The 18,866-nt window shown below is 70.0% G+C and carries 17 protein-coding genes; 7 read left to right on the plus strand and 10 right to left on the minus strand.

The annotated features are described in order from the left end of the window. Nucleotides 1-36: 36 nt before the first annotated feature. Both ACQP2E_RS24090 and ACQP2E_RS24095 read right to left on the minus strand, forming a co-directional pair. The gene (locus ACQP2E_RS24090) at nt 37-2,622 is read right to left on the minus strand and encodes an ABC transporter permease (RefSeq protein WP_433825204.1); all 2,586 of its coding nucleotides are present in this window, start codon (nt 2,620-2,622) and stop codon (nt 37-39) included. Further along, nucleotides 2,619-3,371, minus strand: coding sequence for an ABC transporter ATP-binding protein (locus tag ACQP2E_RS24095; RefSeq protein WP_433825205.1), 753 nt, complete (start codon nt 3,369-3,371; stop codon nt 2,619-2,621). Before ACQP2E_RS24095 ends, ACQP2E_RS24090 begins: the two co-directional genes overlap by 4 nt. Nucleotides 3,372-3,520: 149 nt before the next feature. Between ACQP2E_RS24095 and ACQP2E_RS24100 the strand changes: the two genes are divergently transcribed. Next, complete coding sequence (locus ACQP2E_RS24100) at nt 3,521-4,678, plus strand: sensor histidine kinase (protein WP_433825206.1); 1,158 nt, start codon at nt 3,521-3,523, stop codon at nt 4,676-4,678. Nucleotides 4,679-4,681: 3 nt separating this feature from the next. Beyond that, on the plus strand, nt 4,682-5,320 hold the full coding sequence (locus tag ACQP2E_RS24105) for a response regulator (protein WP_433825207.1): 639 nt from the start codon (nt 4,682-4,684) through the stop codon (nt 5,318-5,320). A 32-nt stretch (nt 5,321-5,352) separates the two neighbouring features. On the opposite strand, the gene ACQP2E_RS24110 is transcribed toward ACQP2E_RS24105, so the two are convergent. Both ACQP2E_RS24110 and ACQP2E_RS24115 read right to left on the minus strand, forming a co-directional pair. After that, nucleotides 5,353-6,354: a sulfotransferase family protein gene (locus ACQP2E_RS24110; protein WP_433825208.1), complete on the minus strand. Its 1,002-nt coding sequence runs from the start codon at nt 6,352-6,354 to the stop codon at nt 5,353-5,355. A gap of 99 nt (nt 6,355-6,453) precedes the next feature. Further along, nucleotides 6,454-7,356, minus strand: a complete 903-nt coding sequence (locus ACQP2E_RS24115) for a DMT family transporter (protein ID WP_433825209.1) — start codon at nt 7,354-7,356, stop codon at nt 6,454-6,456. 70 nt (nt 7,357-7,426) lie between these two features. Between ACQP2E_RS24115 and ACQP2E_RS24120 the strand changes: the two genes are divergently transcribed. After that, entirely contained in the window at nt 7,427-8,326 is a 900-nt protein-coding gene (locus ACQP2E_RS24120; protein WP_433825210.1) for a LysR family transcriptional regulator, read from the plus strand. Here ACQP2E_RS24120 and ACQP2E_RS24125 read toward each other — a convergent pair. The 3 genes from ACQP2E_RS24125 to ACQP2E_RS24135 are packed head-to-tail and all read right to left on the minus strand — an operon-like array spanning nt 8,316 to nt 10,237. Then, nucleotides 8,316-8,840: a GNAT family N-acetyltransferase gene (locus ACQP2E_RS24125; RefSeq protein WP_433825211.1), complete on the minus strand. Its 525-nt coding sequence runs from the start codon at nt 8,838-8,840 to the stop codon at nt 8,316-8,318. The two genes, ACQP2E_RS24120 and ACQP2E_RS24125, sit on opposite strands and share 11 nt — an antisense overlap. Nucleotides 8,841-8,882: 42 nt before the next feature. Further along, a complete protein-coding gene (locus ACQP2E_RS24130; RefSeq protein ID WP_433825212.1) occupies nt 8,883-9,446 on the minus strand; it encodes a DUF305 domain-containing protein in 564 nt (187 codons plus the stop codon). Next, on the minus strand, nt 9,431-10,237 hold the full coding sequence (locus ACQP2E_RS24135; RefSeq protein ID WP_433825213.1) for a lytic polysaccharide monooxygenase: 807 nt from the start codon (nt 10,235-10,237) through the stop codon (nt 9,431-9,433). Before ACQP2E_RS24135 ends, ACQP2E_RS24130 begins: the two co-directional genes overlap by 16 nt. 146 nt (nt 10,238-10,383) lie before the next feature. Here ACQP2E_RS24135 and ACQP2E_RS24140 point away from each other — a divergent pair, with 146 nt between their 5' ends. Beyond that, nucleotides 10,384-10,686 carry a DUF1905 domain-containing protein gene (locus ACQP2E_RS24140; RefSeq protein ID WP_433825214.1) on the plus strand — a complete coding sequence of 101 codons (303 nt, stop codon included), beginning with the start codon at nt 10,384-10,386 and terminating at the stop codon, nt 10,684-10,686. A 932-nt stretch (nt 10,687-11,618) separates the two neighbouring features. On the opposite strand, the gene ACQP2E_RS24145 is transcribed toward ACQP2E_RS24140, so the two are convergent. Beyond that, nucleotides 11,619-13,070 (minus strand): helix-turn-helix domain-containing protein, encoded by a 1,452-nt coding sequence (locus ACQP2E_RS24145; protein ID WP_433825215.1) that lies wholly within the window; start codon nt 13,068-13,070, stop codon nt 11,619-11,621. A gap of 140 nt (nt 13,071-13,210) precedes the next feature. On the opposite strand from ACQP2E_RS24145, the gene aceA reads away from it, so the two are divergent. Further along, nucleotides 13,211-14,497, plus strand: a complete 1,287-nt coding sequence (aceA, locus tag ACQP2E_RS24150) for an isocitrate lyase (protein ID WP_111653108.1) — start codon at nt 13,211-13,213, stop codon at nt 14,495-14,497. Between the two features lie 19 nt (nt 14,498-14,516). Beyond that, the gene (gene aceB, locus ACQP2E_RS24155) at nt 14,517-16,142 is read left to right on the plus strand and encodes a malate synthase A (RefSeq protein ID WP_433825216.1); all 1,626 of its coding nucleotides are present in this window, start codon (nt 14,517-14,519) and stop codon (nt 16,140-16,142) included. 50 nt (nt 16,143-16,192) lie between these two features. On the opposite strand, the gene ACQP2E_RS24160 is transcribed toward aceB, so the two are convergent. Then, nucleotides 16,193-16,825 (minus strand): VOC family protein, encoded by a 633-nt coding sequence (locus ACQP2E_RS24160; RefSeq protein ID WP_433825217.1) that lies wholly within the window; start codon nt 16,823-16,825, stop codon nt 16,193-16,195. 940 nt (nt 16,826-17,765) lie between these two features. After that, complete coding sequence (locus ACQP2E_RS24165; protein WP_433825218.1) at nt 17,766-18,353, minus strand: pentapeptide repeat-containing protein; 588 nt, start codon at nt 18,351-18,353, stop codon at nt 17,766-17,768. Here ACQP2E_RS24165 and ACQP2E_RS24170 point away from each other — a divergent pair. Beyond that, entirely contained in the window at nt 18,339-18,848 is a 510-nt protein-coding gene (locus ACQP2E_RS24170; protein ID WP_433825219.1) for a hypothetical protein, read from the plus strand. The two genes, ACQP2E_RS24165 and ACQP2E_RS24170, sit on opposite strands and share 15 nt — an antisense overlap. The last annotated feature ends 18 nt before the right edge of the window (nt 18,849-18,866 follow it).

Consider the following 18,866-nt stretch of genomic DNA (forward strand, 5'->3'; position numbering starts at 1 on the left):
ATGACGCGGTCACGCTCACCGCATCCCAGCTGTGAATCACTCGCTGCCGAGCGCGTTCACCGGGCTCACCCTGGCGGCCCGGCGCGCCGGCAACACACCGGCCAGCGCGGTCAGCGCCACCAGTGCGACAAAGACCGCGGCCAATTGCCACACCGGCAGGGCCAGCGGCGCGTTCACCCCGGTCGCCAGGACGGCAAGCCATGCGTACGGAATACCGAGCACGATCCCGAGAGCCGAGCCGATCACGCCGTACAGTGCGGATTCGGTCGTCAGCATGGTCCGGAGTCCGCCACGGGACATGCCGACCGCGCGGAGCAGACCGGACTCGCGGACCCGTTCGACCACCGACAGCGCGGTGGTCGCACCGACGCCGACGACCGCGATCAGCACGGTCAGCCCGATCAGGACCAGGGCGATCGCCAGCAGCACGGTCAGCGCCGTGTTCATCTGGTCACGCTGGTCGGCCAGCACGTCGACCCGGAACCCGGACTGCCCAGCGTAGGACTGCCGCATCGCCTGCAGACCGGCGGTACGCCCGTCCTCGCCGTCCCGGGCCGCGTCCGCGAGGATCCCGGTGGCGGCGGCCGGCGCACCGAGCGCCGTCAGATCAGCCGGATCCATCAGCAGGCCGGTGTGCAGCGGCGCCATGTCGGACAGCACCGCAACCACCCGCAGCGGCACCTCTCGCCCATCGGCGGAGCGGCCATCGGCGGAGCGGTCACCGGTGAAGGCCACCACGGTGTCGCCAGTGCTCAGGCCGGCCAAATCCGCGACGAACCGGCCGAGCACAACCGACCCGGGCTTGAGATCATCGATCGAGCCGGAGACCGCGGCCAGGTCAGCGAGCCGGGGAAGCCCGGCTGCCGCCAGATCGGTGGCCGAGACGTCCTCCAGCGCACCTGCCGTCCCACCGGTGGCGGCGACCCGGACCGCGTCCACCCGGCGATACGGGGTGACCCTGGTCAGGTCGGTGTTCGCCGTCACCCGGCCGGTCAGCGCGGCCGGCAGCGGCTTTCCCTCGGCCGAGGTGAGCTCGAAGTCGGCCGGCGCGGCGGCGGCCAGTTCCCGATCGGCGAGGGTACGGATTGACGCGCCGCCGACCAGCACCCCGGCCACCAGCGTGACGCCGAGCGCGACAACGACCGAGACCGCCGCTGCCCGCCGGGCGCTGCCGCCGACACCGCCGACCGCGAGCCGGCCGACCGGGCCGAGCCGGCGCAACGGCCAGCCGGTGACCGCGAGGACCGGACGGACCAGGACCGGGCCGAGCGCGATCAGCGCGATGAACGCGAGCCCACCGGAGGCGATCACGCCGAGCAGCATCGGCATCGGGTCGTAGTTCTCCGGGTCGGGTCCCGGCAGCTTCGTCGCGACGTATCCGGCGACACCGCCCGCGAGCAGCGCGAACAGCAGGCCGGTGACCCAGCGCAGGGCGCCGATGCCGGTCTTCGCGCCGGTGGTGGCGGCGTTGCGCAGCGCTTCGAGTGGCGCGACCCGGGCCGCCGAGAACGCCGGGGCGAGCACCGCCACCAGGGTGATCACCACGGCCAGGGCGACGGTGCCCAGCGCCGGGAGCAGCGGGAATCCGGGTGAGGAGACCTTCCAGCCGAACGTGCCGAGGATCAGCGGGATGGCATGACAGACCGCGAGGGCGGCGGCGACCCCGGTCAGGCCGGCCATCAGACCGGTGAGGATGCCCTCGGTGGCCAGCGCGCGGGCCAGGGCGGATCGTCCGGCGCCGACGGCACGCAGCAGCGCGAGCTGGCGCATCCGCTGGGCGAAGACGATCCGGAACGTGGACGCGGCGATCAGGCCGGCCGCCACGACGGCGACCGCGACGAACGCGCCGACCACGGCGAAGACCTGGTCCACCTCGCCGGCGGCCTCCCGGGCCTCGTCCAGCCGGACGCCGGCCCCCGTGGCCACCTCCGTCTGCCCGTTGTCGTCGGCGCCGTTCGTGGGATCCGGGGCGGAGCCGCTGCCCGTCACGGCGGTGATCTCGTTGCGCACCGCGTCCAGGTCCGCCCCGCCGTCGAGGCGCACGTCGATCTGGTTCAGGGTGTCGAAACCGGTCAGCTTCACCACGGTGCTTGCTGGGGCGTACCCCTGGAAGCCGAAATCGTCGCGCGGGGTGACGATTCCGACGATGGTGACCGGCACCGGCTTGCCGGTGCCGGCGTTCGCGTTCACGGTGGCGCCGAGGGTGAGGCCGAGTCGCTCGACCGTGCGTGGTGTGACCGCGATCTGGCCGGGGCCGTCCGGGAATGTGCCCTCGGTCACCGTGACCACGCTGAGCGGTCCGGTGCCCGGGTCGGCGATGAGACCGAGGTACTCGCCGTTCACGTCGAGGCCGGCCTCGGTGCGCCCGGTCGCCTCGGCGACGCCGGGCAGCTTGCTGATCCGGTCGAGGTGACCGTTGTCGATCAGGCCGCCGCGGACCACCAGGCCGACCGCCTCGGGGGTGCCGCTCAGGCCGTTCAGGATGCTGCGCTCGGTGATCTGCTGGGCCAGGACCGTCGAGTAGACCACGAACGATGCGACCAGCACGGCCAGCCCGGTGAGCAGCATCCGCGCCGGGCGCCGGGTCACCCCGGCCAGCTGGGTACGCAGAATCGCCCTCATCGGCCCGCCGCCAGACTCTGCAGCGCGTCGGTGACCGAGGCGATGTCCGGCCGGTCGATCTCGCCGGCGAGACGGCCGTCGGCGAGCATCACGACCCGGTCGGCGTACGCCGCCGCTCCCGGATCGTGGGTGACCATCACGATGGTCTGGCCGAGGTCGCGTACCGAGTCGCGGAGCAGGCGCAGCACCTCGGCGCCGGACCGCGAGTCGAGGTTGCCGGTCGGCTCGTCGGCGAAGACCACCTCCGGGCGCGACACCAGGGCCCGGGCCAGGGCGACCCGCTGCTGCTGGCCGCCGGAGAGCTCGCTGGGCCGGTGGGTGAGCCGGCCGGCCAGGCCGAGCGTGGTGACGAGGCGGTCGAAGAACGCCGGGTCCGGGGTACGCGCGGCCAGGTCCAGCGGCAACGTGATGTTGGCCGACGCGGTGAGCTGCGGCAGCAGGTTGAACGACTGGAAGACGAAGCCGATCCGCTCCCGGCGGGCCTTGGTGAGCACCCGGTCCGGCTGGCGGGTCAGATCGGTGCCGCCGAGCATCACCTGTCCCGAGGTGGCGGTGTCCAGGCCGGCGAGGCAGTGCATGAGGGTCGACTTGCCGGACCCGGACGGGCCCATGATCGCGGTGAACCGGCCGCGGTCGAAACCCACCGTGACGCCGTCGAGGGCGCGTACCGCGGTGTCGCCGGCGCCGTACACCTTGACCAGGTCGACGGCCGCGACGGCCGCGTGCTGCTGTACCAACTTCGGTTGCATGTGAGCTCCAGATGCGCCGGATGAGGACGATGAGGATCCTGATCGATACGTTCGGCTGCCGCATCGGCCCGTGGACCGGGTTCGGCGCGGGCGCGGGTCTGCCTTTCGGCCGATGGAGGCACCGAGTCCACCGCTTACGCTGGGTCACGATGCTCAACGTTTTCCTGCTCCGTGCCGGTCAGGTCGCCGCCCTCGGCGTACTGGCTCTGCTCGGCGTCATCGACCTCAGCACCGGCCGGTTCGAGGGCCAGTTCGTGCCCGCCCAGGTGGCGACCGCGATGGCCGTGGCCGCCGTCTGGCTGCCCCGGCACCGGCACGGCTCACGCACCGTTGCCGTCGCGGCGATCGGCGTCTCCGGACTGTCCCTGCTGATCACCCTGCTGGTGCACGCGGGCGAAACCCCACCCGGCCTCTGGGGGCTCGCCGAGTCGGCGGCGTTCCTCGGCGTCGCCGCCGTGGTGGCCCGGCACGCCCCGCCGGCCTGGGCGGTCGCGGCCTGCGTCGCGGTCGGCCTCGCGGTCGGTCTGATGCCGTTGCGCGCCGGCCAGTCCAGCATCTATGTGACGTTCGGGCTGATCCAGGTGCTCGGTATCGCCGCCGCCGTCGGCGCCGGCGTCACCCTGCGGTCCATGGAGGGGAATCGCCGCCGGGTCCTTGATTCGGTACGCGCGGAGCAGCGCGCCGAGTTCGCCCGGGACCTGCACGACTTCATCGCCCACCACGTCACCGGGATCGTCGTGCAGGCACAGGGCGCCCGGTTCATCGCCGAGCAGGACCCGAAACGGGTGCTGATCGCCCTCGAACAGATCGAGCAGGCCGGCGCCGAGACGATGGCGTCGATGCGGCGGATGGTCGGCGTGCTCCGCGACCCGCAGTCACGGCCGGACGCGCCGCTCGCGCCGGTCGCCGGGGTGGGTGACCTGCCGGCGCTGGTGGAGCAGTTCACCGCGGCCGGTGGGGCGCCGGCCCGGCTGGACACCGGCGGGGACGACGGCGCCGGGCTGCCGGTGGAGGTGTCGACCTCGGCGTACCGGGTGGTGATGGAGGCGCTCACCAACGCTCGTCAGCACGCTCCGCAGGCGAGCGCGATCGACGTGTGGTTGCGGCGTACCGATCACCAGCTGCTCGTGCGGGTCGCGAACGACGGGCCCGCGCCGCGTCCGGCCGGCCCGCGTGATCGTCCGGGGTACGGTCTTGCCGGGCTGACCGAGCGGGTCCGCACGGTCGGCGGCCGGATCACCGCCGGCCCGGGCACAGGCGGCGGCTGGGTAGTCGACGTGGCGCTGCCACTGAGCTGGAAAGACTGACAGATGATCAGGGTTTTGATCGCCGATGACCAGGCGATGGTGCGTACCGGCTTCGGCATGATCATCGGCGCTCAGCCGGACATGGAGGTCGTCGGCGAGGCGGCCGACGGGGTGGAGGCGGTCGCGGCGGCGCGGCGGCTGCGGCCGGACGTGGCGCTCTTCGACATCCGGATGCCGAAGATGGACGGCCTCCAGGCGCTCAAACTGCTGGCCGGCCCGGGGGTGCCCGACCCGGTGAAGATCGTCGTGGTGACCACGTTCGACCTGGACGAATACGTTCACCAGGCGCTGCGCAACGGCGCTGCCGGGTTCCTGCTGAAGGACTCCGGGCCGGCGCTGCTCATCGAGGCGGTGCGGGCAGCGGCGTCCGGCGACGCGCTGATCAGCCCGTCGGTGACCGTACGCCTGCTCAAGCATCTGGCGACGCCCGCGCAACCGGCCGAGGACGGTGGTCTTTCCCCGCGTGAACTGGACGTGGTGCGGCTGACCGCTCGTGGCGCCACCAACGCCGAGATCGCGACCGAGCTGTTCATCTCGGTCGGCACGGTGAAGACGCACCTGGGCAGCGTGCACGCGAAACTCGGCACCCGGAACCGCGTCGAGATCGCCGCCTGGGCCTGGGAACGACGACTGCTGGGCTGACAACTGCTGGGCTGACGACTGCTGGGTGGGGGTCAGCCGCCGAGCTGGCGGCTGGTCAGCCTGGCGGCCACCGGATGTTCGTCCTGGCCGCTGCGCACCTGGGTCCACAGGTCACGGGCCGCGTTACGGGCCGGGCCGAGCCGATGCCGGGCGATCAGCTTGGCGTCGGCGCGCATCCGGGCGCTGCGCGGCACCGGCAGCGACGGCACATACCCGAACCTCGCGAGCCGGTCACCGAACGAGGTCTCGCAGCGGCGCACCTCGTCCTCGGTGAGCCGTGACTTCCAGCTCGCCACCCGTTCGGTGGTCGGCGCCTGATGGGTCATCGTGTGCCACGTCTTGTACTCCGGCACGGCGACCGAGGCCAGCTGATTCGGCCGGGTCATCGCGTCCTCGAAGTCCTCGCCGAGGAACTCGCAGATCTTCCGCAGGTTCGGTTCCGGATCGGCGACCAGGTCCTCGTACCGCACCAGGTGATACACGTCCTGCGGGTAACGCCGGGCGGCGAGCAGCGACGAGTCGGCGGACTGCGTCCAGTAATCGATCATCGTGTCGAACTCGGCCGGCTTCCACGGGGTCTCCTTCAGCGAGGAGACGCAGTCCCGGCCGTCCCGCATGATGTTGATGATCTGCGCGTCCGGGAAGAGCCGCAGGATCGTCGGCAGATGCCGCAGGTACAGCGGGCGCTTGTCGCCCCAGCGCGGCTTGCCGAACCGCGCCGAGTACATCGTGAAGACCGTGCCGAACGCCGAGCCGAGGGTGGGCGGCGCCGCCACGACGGCTTCGACCACCGCTCCCGCGTCCAGACCCAGGTCCTCGAACTGCGACGACTCCACGATCCACCGTCCGAGCGCCCGCCGGTTGTCCTCGCCGGTCAGGTCGCCGAACTCGGCCCGCTTCGTGTAACCCGCCAGCAGGAAACGGGTCTCCGGCGGGATCGCGATCCGGGAGTGCGCGTGCAGCATCAGTTGCAGCATCGTGGTGCCCGACCGGGGGCAGCCGACCACGAAAATCGGACGATCATTGAGATCCAATGAGTTCCCTTCCCTGCGATCTTGATGACAGAGAAGATGTTTCGCAACGGGCCTGTGTAGTCGGGGTGCACACGCTGTCCTGCCGCTGAGAATTATCTGTCAATCTTGATCAACAAGGTGAAGAACCTTTTTGTCCTGGGTCGCGGCCGGCCTCGGCGCCGGGCGGGTGGAGAACCAGCAGCCGATCACGATGAGCGAGAAACCGGCGATCGTCGCGACGCCGATCTCCTCGTTCAGCAGAATTACGCCGAGCAGCAGGGCCACCACCGGGTTGACGTAGGTGACCAGACCCGCCAAGTTCGACCCGGCCAGGACGATCAGGCGGTAGAAGGCGAGCAGGGCCAGGGCGGTGCAGAGCACACCGAGGGCCACCAGCGCTCCCCACGAATCGGCGCCGACCGGTTCGGACGGCAGGTTCATCAGGGCGACCGGCAGCAGCACCACGGTGGTGATGACAGTGGTGCCGACGGTCAGCGCCTCCGGCGGGATGTCCGACGCCTTGCGCTGCACCAGCATCATGGCGACCGCGTAACTGATCGCGGCGGCCAGCACCATCCCGGCGCCGAGCAGGCCGTACCGGTCGCCGGAGACGTCCAGGCCGACAAGCACCACCACACCGGCGAAGCCGATCACCAGACCGGCCACCCGGATCGGGGTGAGCGGTTCGGTACGCGACAACAGCAGCGCGATCGCGACCGGCTCGATGGCGATCAGGATGCCGGTCAGCGATGACGAGATGTGCTGCTCGCCGTACGTGATCAGGGTGAACGGGACGACGATGTGCACCATCGCGATCAACGCCACCACCGGCAGCTTCCCGCGCAGCGCACCGAGGGTGCCGCGGGCCATCGCGATCGGGATCAGCACGGCTGCCGCGATGGCGGTACGCCCGGCGACCACGAAGACCGGCGACAGGTCCACAATCGCGATCTTGATGAGGAAGTAGGGGATCCCCCAGAGGACGGAGACGAGAGCGAAGAGCAACCAGGCGAGACGATTCACCTCTTCAGCCTCACGGCGTACGGTGATTAGCGGTAGTGACAACTTGCTGTTGGCGTTTTAAGGAAAACTGATGATCGACGCTCGTCGCCTCCAGGTCCTGTCCGAGGTCGCCCGGCACGGCAGCTTCAACCGGGCCGCCGCTGAGCTGCGGCTCACCCCGTCGGCGATCTCCCAGCAGATCAGCGCCCTGGAGCGCACCGTCGGCACGCCCGTCGTGCGGCGCAGCACCCGCGGGGTGGAGCTCACCGAGGCCGGCAAGGTCCTGGTCACCACCGCCGAGTCGATCGCCGCCGAGTTGCTCTGTGCCCAGCGTGAGATCGAGCGGCTCACCGCGGCCCGCACCGAGCGGCTCACCGTCGCCACGTTCACCAGCGGCGGGCAGCGGCTGCTCCCACCCGCGCTGACCCGGTTCACCGCGGAGCACCCCGGCGTCGAGCTCACCGTGATCGAGAGCGAGCCGGAGGACAGCCTCGGCCTGGTCCGCTCGGGCGGCGCCGACATGGCGCTGTCCTACCACTTCGACGGTCCCCCGCCCTCGATGCCGGGCCTGATCTGGACCCCGCTGCTGGAGGACCCGATGTGGATCGTCTTCCCGGCCGGGCACAGTCTCGCCGGGCGTACCTCGATCACCATCGCCGAGCTGGCCGCCGAGCGCTGGGTGCACGGCTGCCTGGTGGTCGGGGACATGCTCGACCACTACGCCGCGATGGCCGGGTTCGAGGTGCGCACCTCCTGCCGGGGCACCGATTACCAGTTCGCGCAGTCGCTGGTCCGGGCCGGCGTCGGGATCAGCATGATCCCCGAGGTGGCGCTCACCGCCGACCGCAGCGGCCTCACCGCGATCCGGCTCGCCCCGCCCGGCCCGTGCCGGTTCGTCGGCATCGCCACACCCCGCCGCCGCACCGCAGACCCGCTGGTAACCGAGGTCATGCGCCTACTCCAGGAGAAAAACGACCTGGTCAGAGCGTGATCCAATAGCGTTTCACGGTGCCGAGGTGGGTAATCCGGATGTCCTCCAGGACCCCGCCGTTGCGCTCGATGGTCCGCGCCGACGCCTCGTTCGCCACGTCACAGCTGATCATCACGCGGTCGATACCGAGCTTGCCGGCCGCCGTCAGCATCTCGGCCACCGCGAAACTCGCCAGGCCACGCCGCCTCGCCGAGGGGCGGATGCCGTACCCGATGTGTCCGCCCGCGTTCAGCAGGAAGTCGTTGAGCACGTGCCGCAGCGAGATCGCGCCGAGCACCCGGTCGTCCTCGACGACCCAGCGGTACGAGCAGTTCACCCAGCCCGCCTCCGGGGTCACGGCCGGGTCCTCCTCGCTGACCAGCCGGCGCGTCCAGGCCGCGAACCCGGCGTGCGTGTCCGGATCGTCGGTCAGGCGCAGCCCGGACCCCGGCTGGTGCACACCCCTGCCCCACTCGTCACGGGACTCCAGCCATGCCTCGTGCAGGCGTACCGTCGGTGTGATCAGTTCGGGCATGCTCCGACCGTACCCATGCGGCCTGATGTTGATTGTCGATTTTCATCCCGCGGCCAGCGCCAGCAGGCGCTGGATCTGGCCCTGCCTGGTCGCTGTCATCGTTTCGGCCAAGCTCTTGACCTCCGGGTACGCACTACCGCCCGTCGCCATCCGCAACGTCTCCATGGTGTTGTGCAAATTCCCGAGCAGCAACGCCACCGCGATCCGATCGAAGTCCGAGCCCTTCGCGGCGCGCAGCCCGTCGATGTCGCCCGGCTGGAGCGCGTGCAGATCGCCGTGCCCGGCATGCAGCTCGCTGGTCTTCTCGACCGTCTCCGGGCGATCCCAATCGGTCAGCCAGCCGCGCATCGTGGCTGACTCGGACTGCCACTGGCCGCGCAGCTCGGCGGCGAGCGTACGAACGTCGGGGTTGACCGCGGACTGCTCCGCGACGACCGCGACCTGATCACCCTCGGCGATCTGCGCCAGTCCCATCTGCAGGAACATCACGTCGGTCTCGTTGTGCGCGGGGTCGGCGGCGCAGCCGGTGACCAGAAGCGTGAGCAGCAGGAAGGCCAGGGCGGCCCGGCGAACCGGGCCGCCCTTTCCTGCTAGACCGCCGCCCACAGGGCCGCGACGTACGGGGGCTCCCATCCGCTGAGCGCGGTGTGAGCCTGCCGGCACTGATAGGTCACGCCGTTGTACGTCACCCGGTCACCCACCTTGTACGTCTTGCCCGTCGTCCACGTCGTCGTCCCGGACGTCGCGGTGCTCGTCGGGGTCGGCGTCGCCGTCGGACTGGTCGTCGGGCTGGCCGTCGGACTGCTGGTCGGGCTGACCGTCGGGCTGGCCGTGGGCGTCGGGCTCGCGGTGGCCGTCGGTGTCGGCGTCGGGTTCGTGGTGGTGCCGCCGAAGTTCAGGTCCACGCACGAGTAGAACGCGTTGATCGTGTCCTTCACGTTCCACCGGGCCAGCACGGTCTGCCGGCCGGAGTATCCGGCGAAGCTCACCGTGTGCGACTTGGTGGCGCCCGGCTGCGCGCCGTTGTCGTTGAACGACGCCACCTTGGTGTTGCCGATGAAGTACTCCCACGTCGCGGTCGAGTGCCGCGCCGTGATCACCCAGTTGAACGTGACGCTGGTGCCGACCGTGGTGGCCGGCCAGGACTTGGCACCGTCGTTGAGCACAGTGAAACGGCTGCCGCCTCCGTTGCACTGCATGGAACCCTGCGGAGCCTCGACGCTCTGCGGTTCGTAGACGATGTCGCCACACCCGGAGACCGCGCCGCTCGCACAGTTGGCCTGCCGGCTGGGCGGGGACGAGATGTAGCCGTGCGCGGACGCCGGGGAGACGGCCACGAAGAGGGATCCGGTAACAGCCGCGACGGTCAGCGCGGGCAGAGTGAACTTACGTTGCATCCAGAAACTCCTATGTAGGAGGTGCGGGGATGTTCATCAACGTAAATTAAGTCGTGTTAACAGTAAAGAGTGTTAAGGATTCTTTAGGGTCTTGCCCCGGTTTGGCGTCGCGGGGTGTTGTCATACCCGCGTGGGATGCTGCGCGGATGCGAGTGGAGTTTTCAGCGGAGCTGTGGATCTGGGACGCGCGGCGCGGCGAGAGCTGGACGTTCGTGAGCCTGCCGGGCGACAGCTCCGAGCTCATCCGCGACGTGACCTCCGGGGTGCGGCGAGGCTTCGGCTCCCTGCGGGTCCGCGCCGCGATCGGCGGCAGCAGCTGGACAACATCGATCTTCCCGGACAGTGCCCGCGGCGTTTACGTGCTGCCGGTCAAGCGCGCGATCCGCAAGGCCGAGTCCCTCGACGCCGGCGACACGACGCCGGTGACGGTGGAGCTGCTCGACCCCTGAACCCCCGCCAGCTGAACACCACGGTCACCCTCGCGCACAGCCGCCAGCCCCACACGACAGCCGAGCCACCGCCGCTCGCCAGCTGCACACCACGGCCCCAGCTGCACACCACGGTCGCCCTAGCGTGCAGCCAGCAGTCCTCCGCGACAGCCGAGTGCCCGCCGAGGCCGCGATGCGCATCCAGCCAGACCAGATCCTGCGGCCGAGCCAACCGAACCAAACCGTGCAGAACAGAGGGCCGGGCAGAGCGGGTGCCGAGCAGAGGCCGAGCAGAGCAGGAGCCTAGCCAAGCCAAGCCGAGGCGAGGCGAGGCGAGCCGAGCGAGAACCGAACCGGGCGGGAGCCGAGCACACGCAAGGGGCTGGCAGCGGTGATCAGGACGCACGGAGTGCATTCGTGAGCTCCTGTCCCGGCCCTGGCGTGGATGAAATCGCACCGAGTCGTTGGGTGCGGCCTCATCCACGCCCAACGAGAGTTTTGTGCGACCCCGGCCCGCCCAACCGCGCTGCCACCCGCGACCCGCGACCCGCCACCCCGCGCTGGCCTGCCCCCGCCCAACCACGCCGCCACCCGCGACCCGCCATCCCGCGCCGACCCGCCCCCGCCCAACCACGCCGCCACCCGCGACCCGCGACCCGCCATCCCGCGCTGGCCCGCCTTCCGCAGCGCCCCTCCGCAAGCCGCACCGCCCGGCCAGCACCACCCCCATGGCGGAACTCGAGAGGCACCCCCGCCTGGGAACTGGGGTGACAGGAAGAGGGCGCAACCGATCACGCAGGTCGCGCGGTGGCGGGGTGCGGTTTGGACGCGTAGCGGCCAGCGCCCGGTGCCGCGCCCTCGGCGGGAGCGGCGGTCCGTACCCACCACCCTGCTGCGACATGAACTTGATCTTGAAAGCAGCGAAGAACCAGCGAAGAACGAACGGGGAATGCTCAGGCCCGCCGCTCCAGGAAGTCGTAGACGTCGCGGTTGTCGACGCCCGGGAACGTGCCCGGGGGCAGGGCCGCCAGCAGATGTGAGTGGACGCGCGCGCTCGGCCACGCGTTTCCGGCCCAGCGATCGACCAGCGAAACCGGTGGACGGCGGCAGCAGTCCGGATCGGGGCAGTTCGACACCGTGCGGCCGGTGACGTCGCCGCCGCGGAACCAGCGCGCGTGCTCATAAGGCGTCCCGACAGTCACCGAGAAGAGGCCTGACGACGTGGACTCGACGTGGACCGTGCACCAGTACGTCCCGGCTGTCGTGTCGGTGAACTGGTAGAACGACGAGTACGGATCGTCCGCCTCGAACACCGTGCGTGAAGCCCACTTGCGACAGACCGGCTGGCCCTCGATCGCGCCGGTCACGTCGGACGGGAAGCGGACGTTGTCGTTCTCATAGGCCTTGTAGACGATCCCGCTCTCGTGCACCCGGGCGAAATGCACCGGAATGCCGAAGTGCTGGGTTGCCAGGTTGGTGAACCGGTGCGCGGCCGTCTCGTAGGAGACGCCGAACGCGTCGCGGAAGTCATCGATGGCGAGTGCCCGGTCGGCTTTCGCCTCCGCCAGGAAGTCGGCGGCGAACTTCTCCGGCATGAGCAGCGCGGCGGCGAAGTAGTTGACCTCGACGCGCTGGCGCAGGAAGTCGCCGTAGTCGGCGGGGTCGTTGTGACCGAGCACGAAGTGTCCGAGCGTCTGCAGCACGACGGCGCGCGGATCGTGGCCCTTTCCGCTGGCTACCTGCGGAAGGAAGATTCGCCGATTTTTCAGGTCGGTCACCGAGCGGGTCGACGTGGGCAGGTCGTTCACGTAGTGCAGCGTGAAGCCGATCTGCGCGGCGATGTCGAGGATGCCGCGCTGCGACAGCGGGCCGGTGGTGTGCCGTACCGACTGCAGCACTTTCGCCGCCGCCTGCTCGATCTCGGCGAAGTAGTTGTTGCGCTTGCGCATCTCGGCGCGCAGCTGCGCGTTCGCCCGCCGGGCCACCTCGGGGGTCGCGCTCTGCTCGGTGAGCACCCGGTTCAGCTCGCGGTGCATCCCGATCAGCGACTCCAGCGCGTCCGCCGGCAACCGCCGCCCGGCACGCACCGCCGGCAGGCCAAGTGCCTGATAGGCGGGGTTCTGCTGAAAATGGGCCAGCTCGATCTCGAGCCCGGCGCGCCGGCTCGGCGCCTCCGGACGCAGAAGATCCTGCATGGGTACGCCCAACGCCCCGGCGATCGCCTGCAGGACGGAGAGTTTCGGCTCCCGTTTCCCGTTCTCGATCAGCGACAGCTGGGACGGCGCACGGCCGACGGCGTCGCTGAGCTGATCAAGTGTCATGCCCTTGGTGCGGCGGAGATGCCGGAGCCGCTGCCCCAGGGTCACCAGGTCGACGGCGGGCTCGGAGGAAGGTGAAGCGGTCACGGGTTTGACGTTAACAGAATTTCTTCACTTCTTTCCAGGGAAACAGTCTTCAGGAGGGGTGGTGCGATCCCTGAGAGTGAAGTTCTTCCACACGGAAGAACGCACGGAAGAACGCGACAGGGCACGAAAGGGATTTTCTGATGAGCGAGCTGACCGAAAACCGTGGCGGTACCGCAGAGGACCTCACTCGGGAATGGGCCAGTGACCCCCGGTGGGCCGGCGTCAAGCGTGACTACACCGCACAGGACGTCGTGAAGCTGCGGGGCACCCTCCAGGAGCGGCACACCCTCGCCGAGCGCGGCGCCGCCCGCCTCTGGGAGCTGCTCAACACCGAGGACTACATCAACGCGCTCGGCGCACTCAGCGGCGGCCAGGCGACCCAGATGGTGCGCGCCGGTCTGAAGGCGATCTACCTCTCCGGATGGCAGGTCGCGGCGGACGCGAACCTCTCCGGCCACACCTACCCGGACCAGTCGCTCTACCCGGCCAACTCGGTGCCCGCGGTGGTCCGCCGGATCAACAACGCCCTGATCCGCGCCGACCAGATCGACACCTCGGCCGGCCGGTACGAGCGTGACTGGTTCGCCCCGATCGTCGCCGACGCCGAGGCCGGGTTCGGCGGCCCGCTGAACGCGTTCGAGCTGATGAAGGCCATGATCGCGGCCGGCGCGGCGGGTGTGCACTGGGAGGACCAGCTCGCCAGCGAGAAGAAGTGCGGCCACCTCGGCGGCAAGGTGCTGATCCCAACCCAGCAGCACATTCGTACGCTCAACGCCGCGCGCCTCGCCGCTGACGTCGCCGGGGTGCCGACCCTGGTCATCGCCCGTACCGACGCCCTGGCCGCGGACCTGCTCACCACCGACGTGGACGAGCGCGACCAGCCGTTCGTGACCGGCGAGCGCACCTCCGAGGGCTTCTTCCGGGTCACCCCGGGCGACGACGCGGCGATCGCCCGCGGTGTGGCGTACGCCGACTACGCGGACATGCTGTGGGTCGAGACCGGTAAGCCGGACCTCGACTTCGCCCGCAAGTTCGCCGAGGCCGTGCACGCCAAGCACCCGGGCAAGCTGCTCTCCTACAACTGCTCGCCGTCGTTCAACTGGAAGAAGAACCTGGACGACGACACCATCGCCCGCTTCCAGAAGGAGCTCGGCGCGATGGGGTACAAGTTCCAGTTCGTCACCCTGGCCGGCTTCCACGCGCTCAACCACTCGATGTTCGAGCTGGCCCGCGGTTACGCCGAGACCGGCATGAGCGCGTACGTGAAGCTCCAGGAGGCCGAGTTCGCGGCCGAGGCCGACGGTTACACCGCGACCAAGCACCAGGCCGAGGTCGGCACCGGTTACTTCGACGCCGTCTCCACCGCTCTGAACCCGGACAGCAGCACCACCGCGCTGTCCGGATCCACTGAGGCCGAGCAGTTCTGACCTAGAGAGACGATAAAAAATGGGCGCCGAAGAGATCACCTTGACTGGAACGACCGAGGGTCGTTACTCCGAGATCCTGACCACCGAGGCTGTCGAGTTCATCGTGGCACTCGACCGCGAGTTCGGCGCCCGCCGGGTGCAGCTGCTGGAGCGCCGCCGGCGCCGCCGGGCCACCCGGACCACCGATCTGGACTTCCTGGCCTCCACCCAGCACGTGCGGGACGACCTGTCCTGGCAGGTCGCTCCCGCCGCGCCGGATCTCACCGACCGGCGGGTCGAGATCACCGGCCCGCCGGAACGCAAGATGACGATCAACGCGCTGAACTCGGGCGCTCGCGTGTGGATGGCCGACTTCGAAGACGCGACAGCTCCGACCTGGGAGAACGTGGTCATCGGGCAGGCCAACCTGCGGGACGCGCTGGACGGAACGCTCGGTTTCACCGCGGCCGACGGCCGTGTTTACGCGGTGGGCGCTGACCTGCCGACGATCATGGTCCGGCCTCGCGGCTGGCACCTGCCCGAATGCCACCTGCGAATCGGCGGCCGTGCGGTCTCCGCCTCGCTCTTCGACTTCGGCATGTACCTGTTCCACTGCGGGCAGAAGCAGATCGACCGGGGCAGCGGACCGTACTTCTACCTGCCGAAGCTGGAGTCGCACCTGGAGGCCCGCCTCTGGAACGACGTCTTCGTCTTCGCCCAGGAATACCTCGGCATCCCGCGCGGCACCATCCGGGCCACCGTCCTGATCGAGACGATCAACGCGGCCTTCGAGATGGAAGAGATCCTGTACGAACTGCGTGAGCACTCGGCCGGCCTGAACGCGGGCCGCTGGGACTACCTGTTCAGCATGATCAAGAATCGGCCGGACGCGGTTCTGCCGGAGCGGTCCCAGGTCACCATGACGACGCCGTTCATGCGGGCGTACACCGAACTGCTGGTCCGGTCCTGCCACAAGCGCGGCGCCCACGCGATCGGCGGCATGGCCGCTGTCGTGCCGAGCCGCGACCCGGTCGCCGCGAAGCGCGCGCTCAACCAGGTCCGCCAGGACAAGCGCCGCGAGGTCGGCGACGGCTTCGACGGCTCGTGGGTCGCACACCCCGGCCTCGTCGAGACGTGCCGCGAGGTGTTCGACCAGTGGCTCGGCGACGAGCCGCACCAGATCGTGCGCAAGCGTGAGGACGTCCGGGTCACCGCCGCGGACCTGCTGACCGTCAAGTCCTCGGACGTGACGGTCACCGAGGTCGCGCTGCGTACCAACATCAGCGTCGCGCTGCGCTACATCGCGGCGTGGCTCGGCGGCCGCGGCGCGGTCGCCCTCGGCGGCCTCATGGAGGACGCCGCCACCGCGGAGATCTGCCGGGCCCAGCTGTGGCAGTGGATCTCCACGGGAACACCGACCGACGACGGCGTGCCGGTCACGGCAGGCCTGGTCACCCGGATGCTCCGCGAGGAACTGGACGTGCTCAGCGAGACCGGCGCCCTGGACGAGGACGCGGCCCGGTGCTTCGGCCAGGCCCGGACGCTGCTGACCGTTCTGCTCACCGAGCGGACCTGCCCGGAGTTCCTGACCCTGCCGGCCTACCTACGGCACCTGTCCGGCGGGTCTGTCGCTCCGGTCACCGATCAGGCTCCTGTCGCGGCCTAGATCGGTAAGGGGCGAGGCGGGGTGGCTCGGGCCACCCCGCCTCTCTCTGTTCAATCCCGGTCCTGCCACGTGCACAGGCACACCTTGTTGCCGTCCGGGTCTTCCAGCACCCAGAAACTCGGCGCTTCGTCGTCGCTGACCAGCCTGCCGCCGGCCCTGATCGCGGCATCGATGCGCGCTGATACTTCAGAGGGGTCGACCCAGAGGTCAGGGTGCCAGCGCTGCCGGGCCGTCTCGTCTCCGGACGGCTGGATCCACAGCGTCGGCAAATCCGGATTTTTCACCTCATCATGGCTGGTTTCGCCGCCGAAGACAGCCGCCCAGAACGGCAACACCCTCGCGACCTCCGGGCTGTCCAGCGCGAACTCCAGCTTGGCGATCCCGCCGCGCTCCAGCGCGACTCCCGCTTCCGCACAAAGATCAGCGACGGTACGCGCAAAGCGCAGGTCCCGCCCACTCACCGCCCCGATGTCATGGCTGACCAGCGTGACGTCCAGATAGGTGTACCGCAGATCCAGGTCCGGGTGATGATCAGCAGCCTCGGCCGCCGCTCCGATGGCGTTGACCAGCGCCAGCCCGGTAGCGAAGTCCCCGGTCCGCAGCCGGGTACGCAACGCCCCGAGCAGGTAGACCCAGCCACCCGGAGCCCGCTCGACAATCTCCCGCGCCGTCAGCTTCGTCATACCCCCCATCGTGACCCACCCACCCCGAACCGCCACCCAGGATCCGCCACCCAGGATCCGCCACCCAGGGTCCGCCGCCCAGGGTCCGCCGCCCAGCCGCCGCCCCCAGCCGCCGTCGCCCATCAGAACAGCAGGCCACCCGGGAACAGCATCCGCGCGCCCACCGCCGGTCGCTGATTCAGATCTAGATGAGTTTCGCCCACATAGCGACCACGCTCCGCGACGGGCTTGTGCTCGCGGTCACCTTCCCCGCCTCCAGACGACCACAAGCACAAGCCAGCCCCAACCGGCCGGCGCCACGGCTGCCAGCTGCACGTGATGGCTACCAGCTGCACGTGATGGCTACCAGCTGCACACCACGGCGACCCTAAGCGCCAGCCAGCCCCAACCGGCTGCACACCACGGCTGCCAGCTGCACACCACGGCTGCCAGCTGCACACCACGGCGACCCTAAGCGCCAGCCAGCCCCAACCGGCTGCACGTGACGGCTACCAGCTGCACACCACGGCTGCCAGCTGCACACCACGGCGACCCTAAGCGCCAGCCAGCCCCAACCGGCTGCACCTGACGGCTGCCAGCTGCACACCACGGCTGCCAGCTGCACACCACGGCGACCGTGAGCGCCAGCCGGCGGGGCGCGGGTGCGGGCCGGGCCGGGCCCGCACGCCGGGCGTGTTGATTTCGGGTGCGGCGCGGCCAGTCCCGGTGCGCACCCGAACCGAACCGAACCCGAACCCGAACCGGACCCGAACCCGAACTGAACCCGGACCCCGGACCCGAGCCCGGACCCGGACCCCGGACCCGAGCCCGGACCCGAACCCGGACCCGGACCCCGGACCCGAGCCCGGACCCGGCACGCCGCGGACGACCTCCGGGCGGGCTTGTGTTTGTGGCTCGGCGGGATGGGTCGACGGGGGTGGGGCAGTGCGGCTGTTTTCTCTCAGGTTCTGAGGGTGGCTGCCGGCCGGCGGCCGGTCGCGGGATGGCGGCGGGTGGTGGATGGGGTGAGCATTCTCGGGTGCTCTTCGTGTTCTGGTTCCTGGCGTTCGGCGCCCTGTACGTCTTCGGGCTCCTCCTCACCGGTGAGGGGTTCCTGCCGTTCGGCGGGGTTCTGACGCTGGGCGCGCTGCTGGCATATGTGCTGACGTGGCGCCGCCCGCACAACGCGCTGGTCACCGGGCTGGCTCTGCTGGCGGCCGGCGTCGGGCTGGTGGAGGCGAGGACCGGCGCTACCGGCGACCTGACCAGCGGCGACGGCCTGCTGGGCCTGATCGAGGTGGGCCTGCTCACCGGCGGCGTTGCGGCTCTCGCACTGGCCGTGCTGGAGCAGGCTCGAAGCCCCAAGCCAACAAGGCCGAACCCGGCAAAAAACGGCCCTGCGAAAAACAGCACGTCGAAAAACAGCACGTCGAAAAACAGCACCGCGAAAAACAGCACGGCGGAAAACAGCACCGCGGAGTTCGTCGCGGCGGGCGTGTTCGCGGCCACGGTTCTGATGTTCGGTGCCGAGCAGGTGGTCAACGTCCATGTCGGGCCGGGCGAGATCCCGCCGAACCCCTGGAACCGGGCGAGCCTTCTCCTGATCCCGGCCGGTGTTCTCATCCTGGCCGGGTTCGCCATCAACGCCGCGGTCCTGCGCCGCGGGCCGCTGCTGGCGGCCGCCGCCGGCATGGTGCCGCTGGCTCTGCTCGTGTTCGCCGCGATGTCCTCAGCCGGCGGCAACAACCTGGTGTCGGCCCAGCCCGGCCCGCCGGAACCCCGGCAATGGGAACTTCACGTCGACGCATACCGGGACGACGCGTACACCACGGTCCTGCATGCCGAGAACTCCGACGGGACCCTCACGGCATACGCATACCGCTACCCGGACAACGGATCGGACGAGCAACTCCCCTGGGATCGGTTCTGGGCGGCGCTCGGCGCGACGCTCCTCCTGCTCGGCCTCGCCCTCGTGGCCGGCGCTCTCCGTCGATCGGATCCCCGGTTTGGGATGACCCTTTACTCCTATCGAGATGGTGGTTAATGTCGGCGGCGCCTTCCT

Origin of the sequence: Actinoplanes sp. CA-015351, assembly GCF_050955685.1 — a bacterium.
Taxonomy (GTDB): domain Bacteria; phylum Actinomycetota; class Actinomycetes; order Mycobacteriales; family Micromonosporaceae; genus Actinoplanes.

Excerpts from the sequence above, each read along its gene's own strand:
- ACQP2E_RS24165 (WP_433825218.1), bottom strand. The coding sequence starts at position 18,353 with ATGGACGTTGACCACCTGCTCGGCACCGAACATCAGAACCGTGGCCGC.
- ACQP2E_RS24100 (WP_433825206.1), top strand. The coding sequence starts at position 3,521 with ATGCTCAACGTTTTCCTGCTCCGTGCCGGTCAGGTCGCCGCCCTCGGC.
- ACQP2E_RS24160 (WP_433825217.1), bottom strand. The coding sequence starts at position 16,825 with ATGACGAAGCTGACGGCGCGGGAGATTGTCGAGCGGGCTCCGGGTGGC.
- ACQP2E_RS24140 (WP_433825214.1), top strand. The coding sequence starts at position 10,384 with ATGCGAGTGGAGTTTTCAGCGGAGCTGTGGATCTGGGACGCGCGGCGC.
- ACQP2E_RS24135 (WP_433825213.1), bottom strand. The coding sequence starts at position 10,237 with ATGCAACGTAAGTTCACTCTGCCCGCGCTGACCGTCGCGGCTGTTACC.
- aceA (WP_111653108.1), top strand. The coding sequence starts at position 13,211 with ATGAGCGAGCTGACCGAAAACCGTGGCGGTACCGCAGAGGACCTCACT.
- ACQP2E_RS24095 (WP_433825205.1), bottom strand. The coding sequence starts at position 3,371 with ATGCAACCGAAGTTGGTACAGCAGCACGCGGCCGTCGCGGCCGTCGAC.
- ACQP2E_RS24120 (WP_433825210.1), top strand. The coding sequence starts at position 7,427 with ATGATCGACGCTCGTCGCCTCCAGGTCCTGTCCGAGGTCGCCCGGCAC.
- ACQP2E_RS24090 (WP_433825204.1), bottom strand. The coding sequence starts at position 2,622 with ATGAGGGCGATTCTGCGTACCCAGCTGGCCGGGGTGACCCGGCGCCCG.
- ACQP2E_RS24105 (WP_433825207.1), top strand. The coding sequence starts at position 4,682 with ATGATCAGGGTTTTGATCGCCGATGACCAGGCGATGGTGCGTACCGGC.
- ACQP2E_RS24125 (WP_433825211.1), bottom strand. The coding sequence starts at position 8,840 with ATGCCCGAACTGATCACACCGACGGTACGCCTGCACGAGGCATGGCTG.
- aceB (WP_433825216.1), top strand. The coding sequence starts at position 14,517 with ATGGGCGCCGAAGAGATCACCTTGACTGGAACGACCGAGGGTCGTTAC.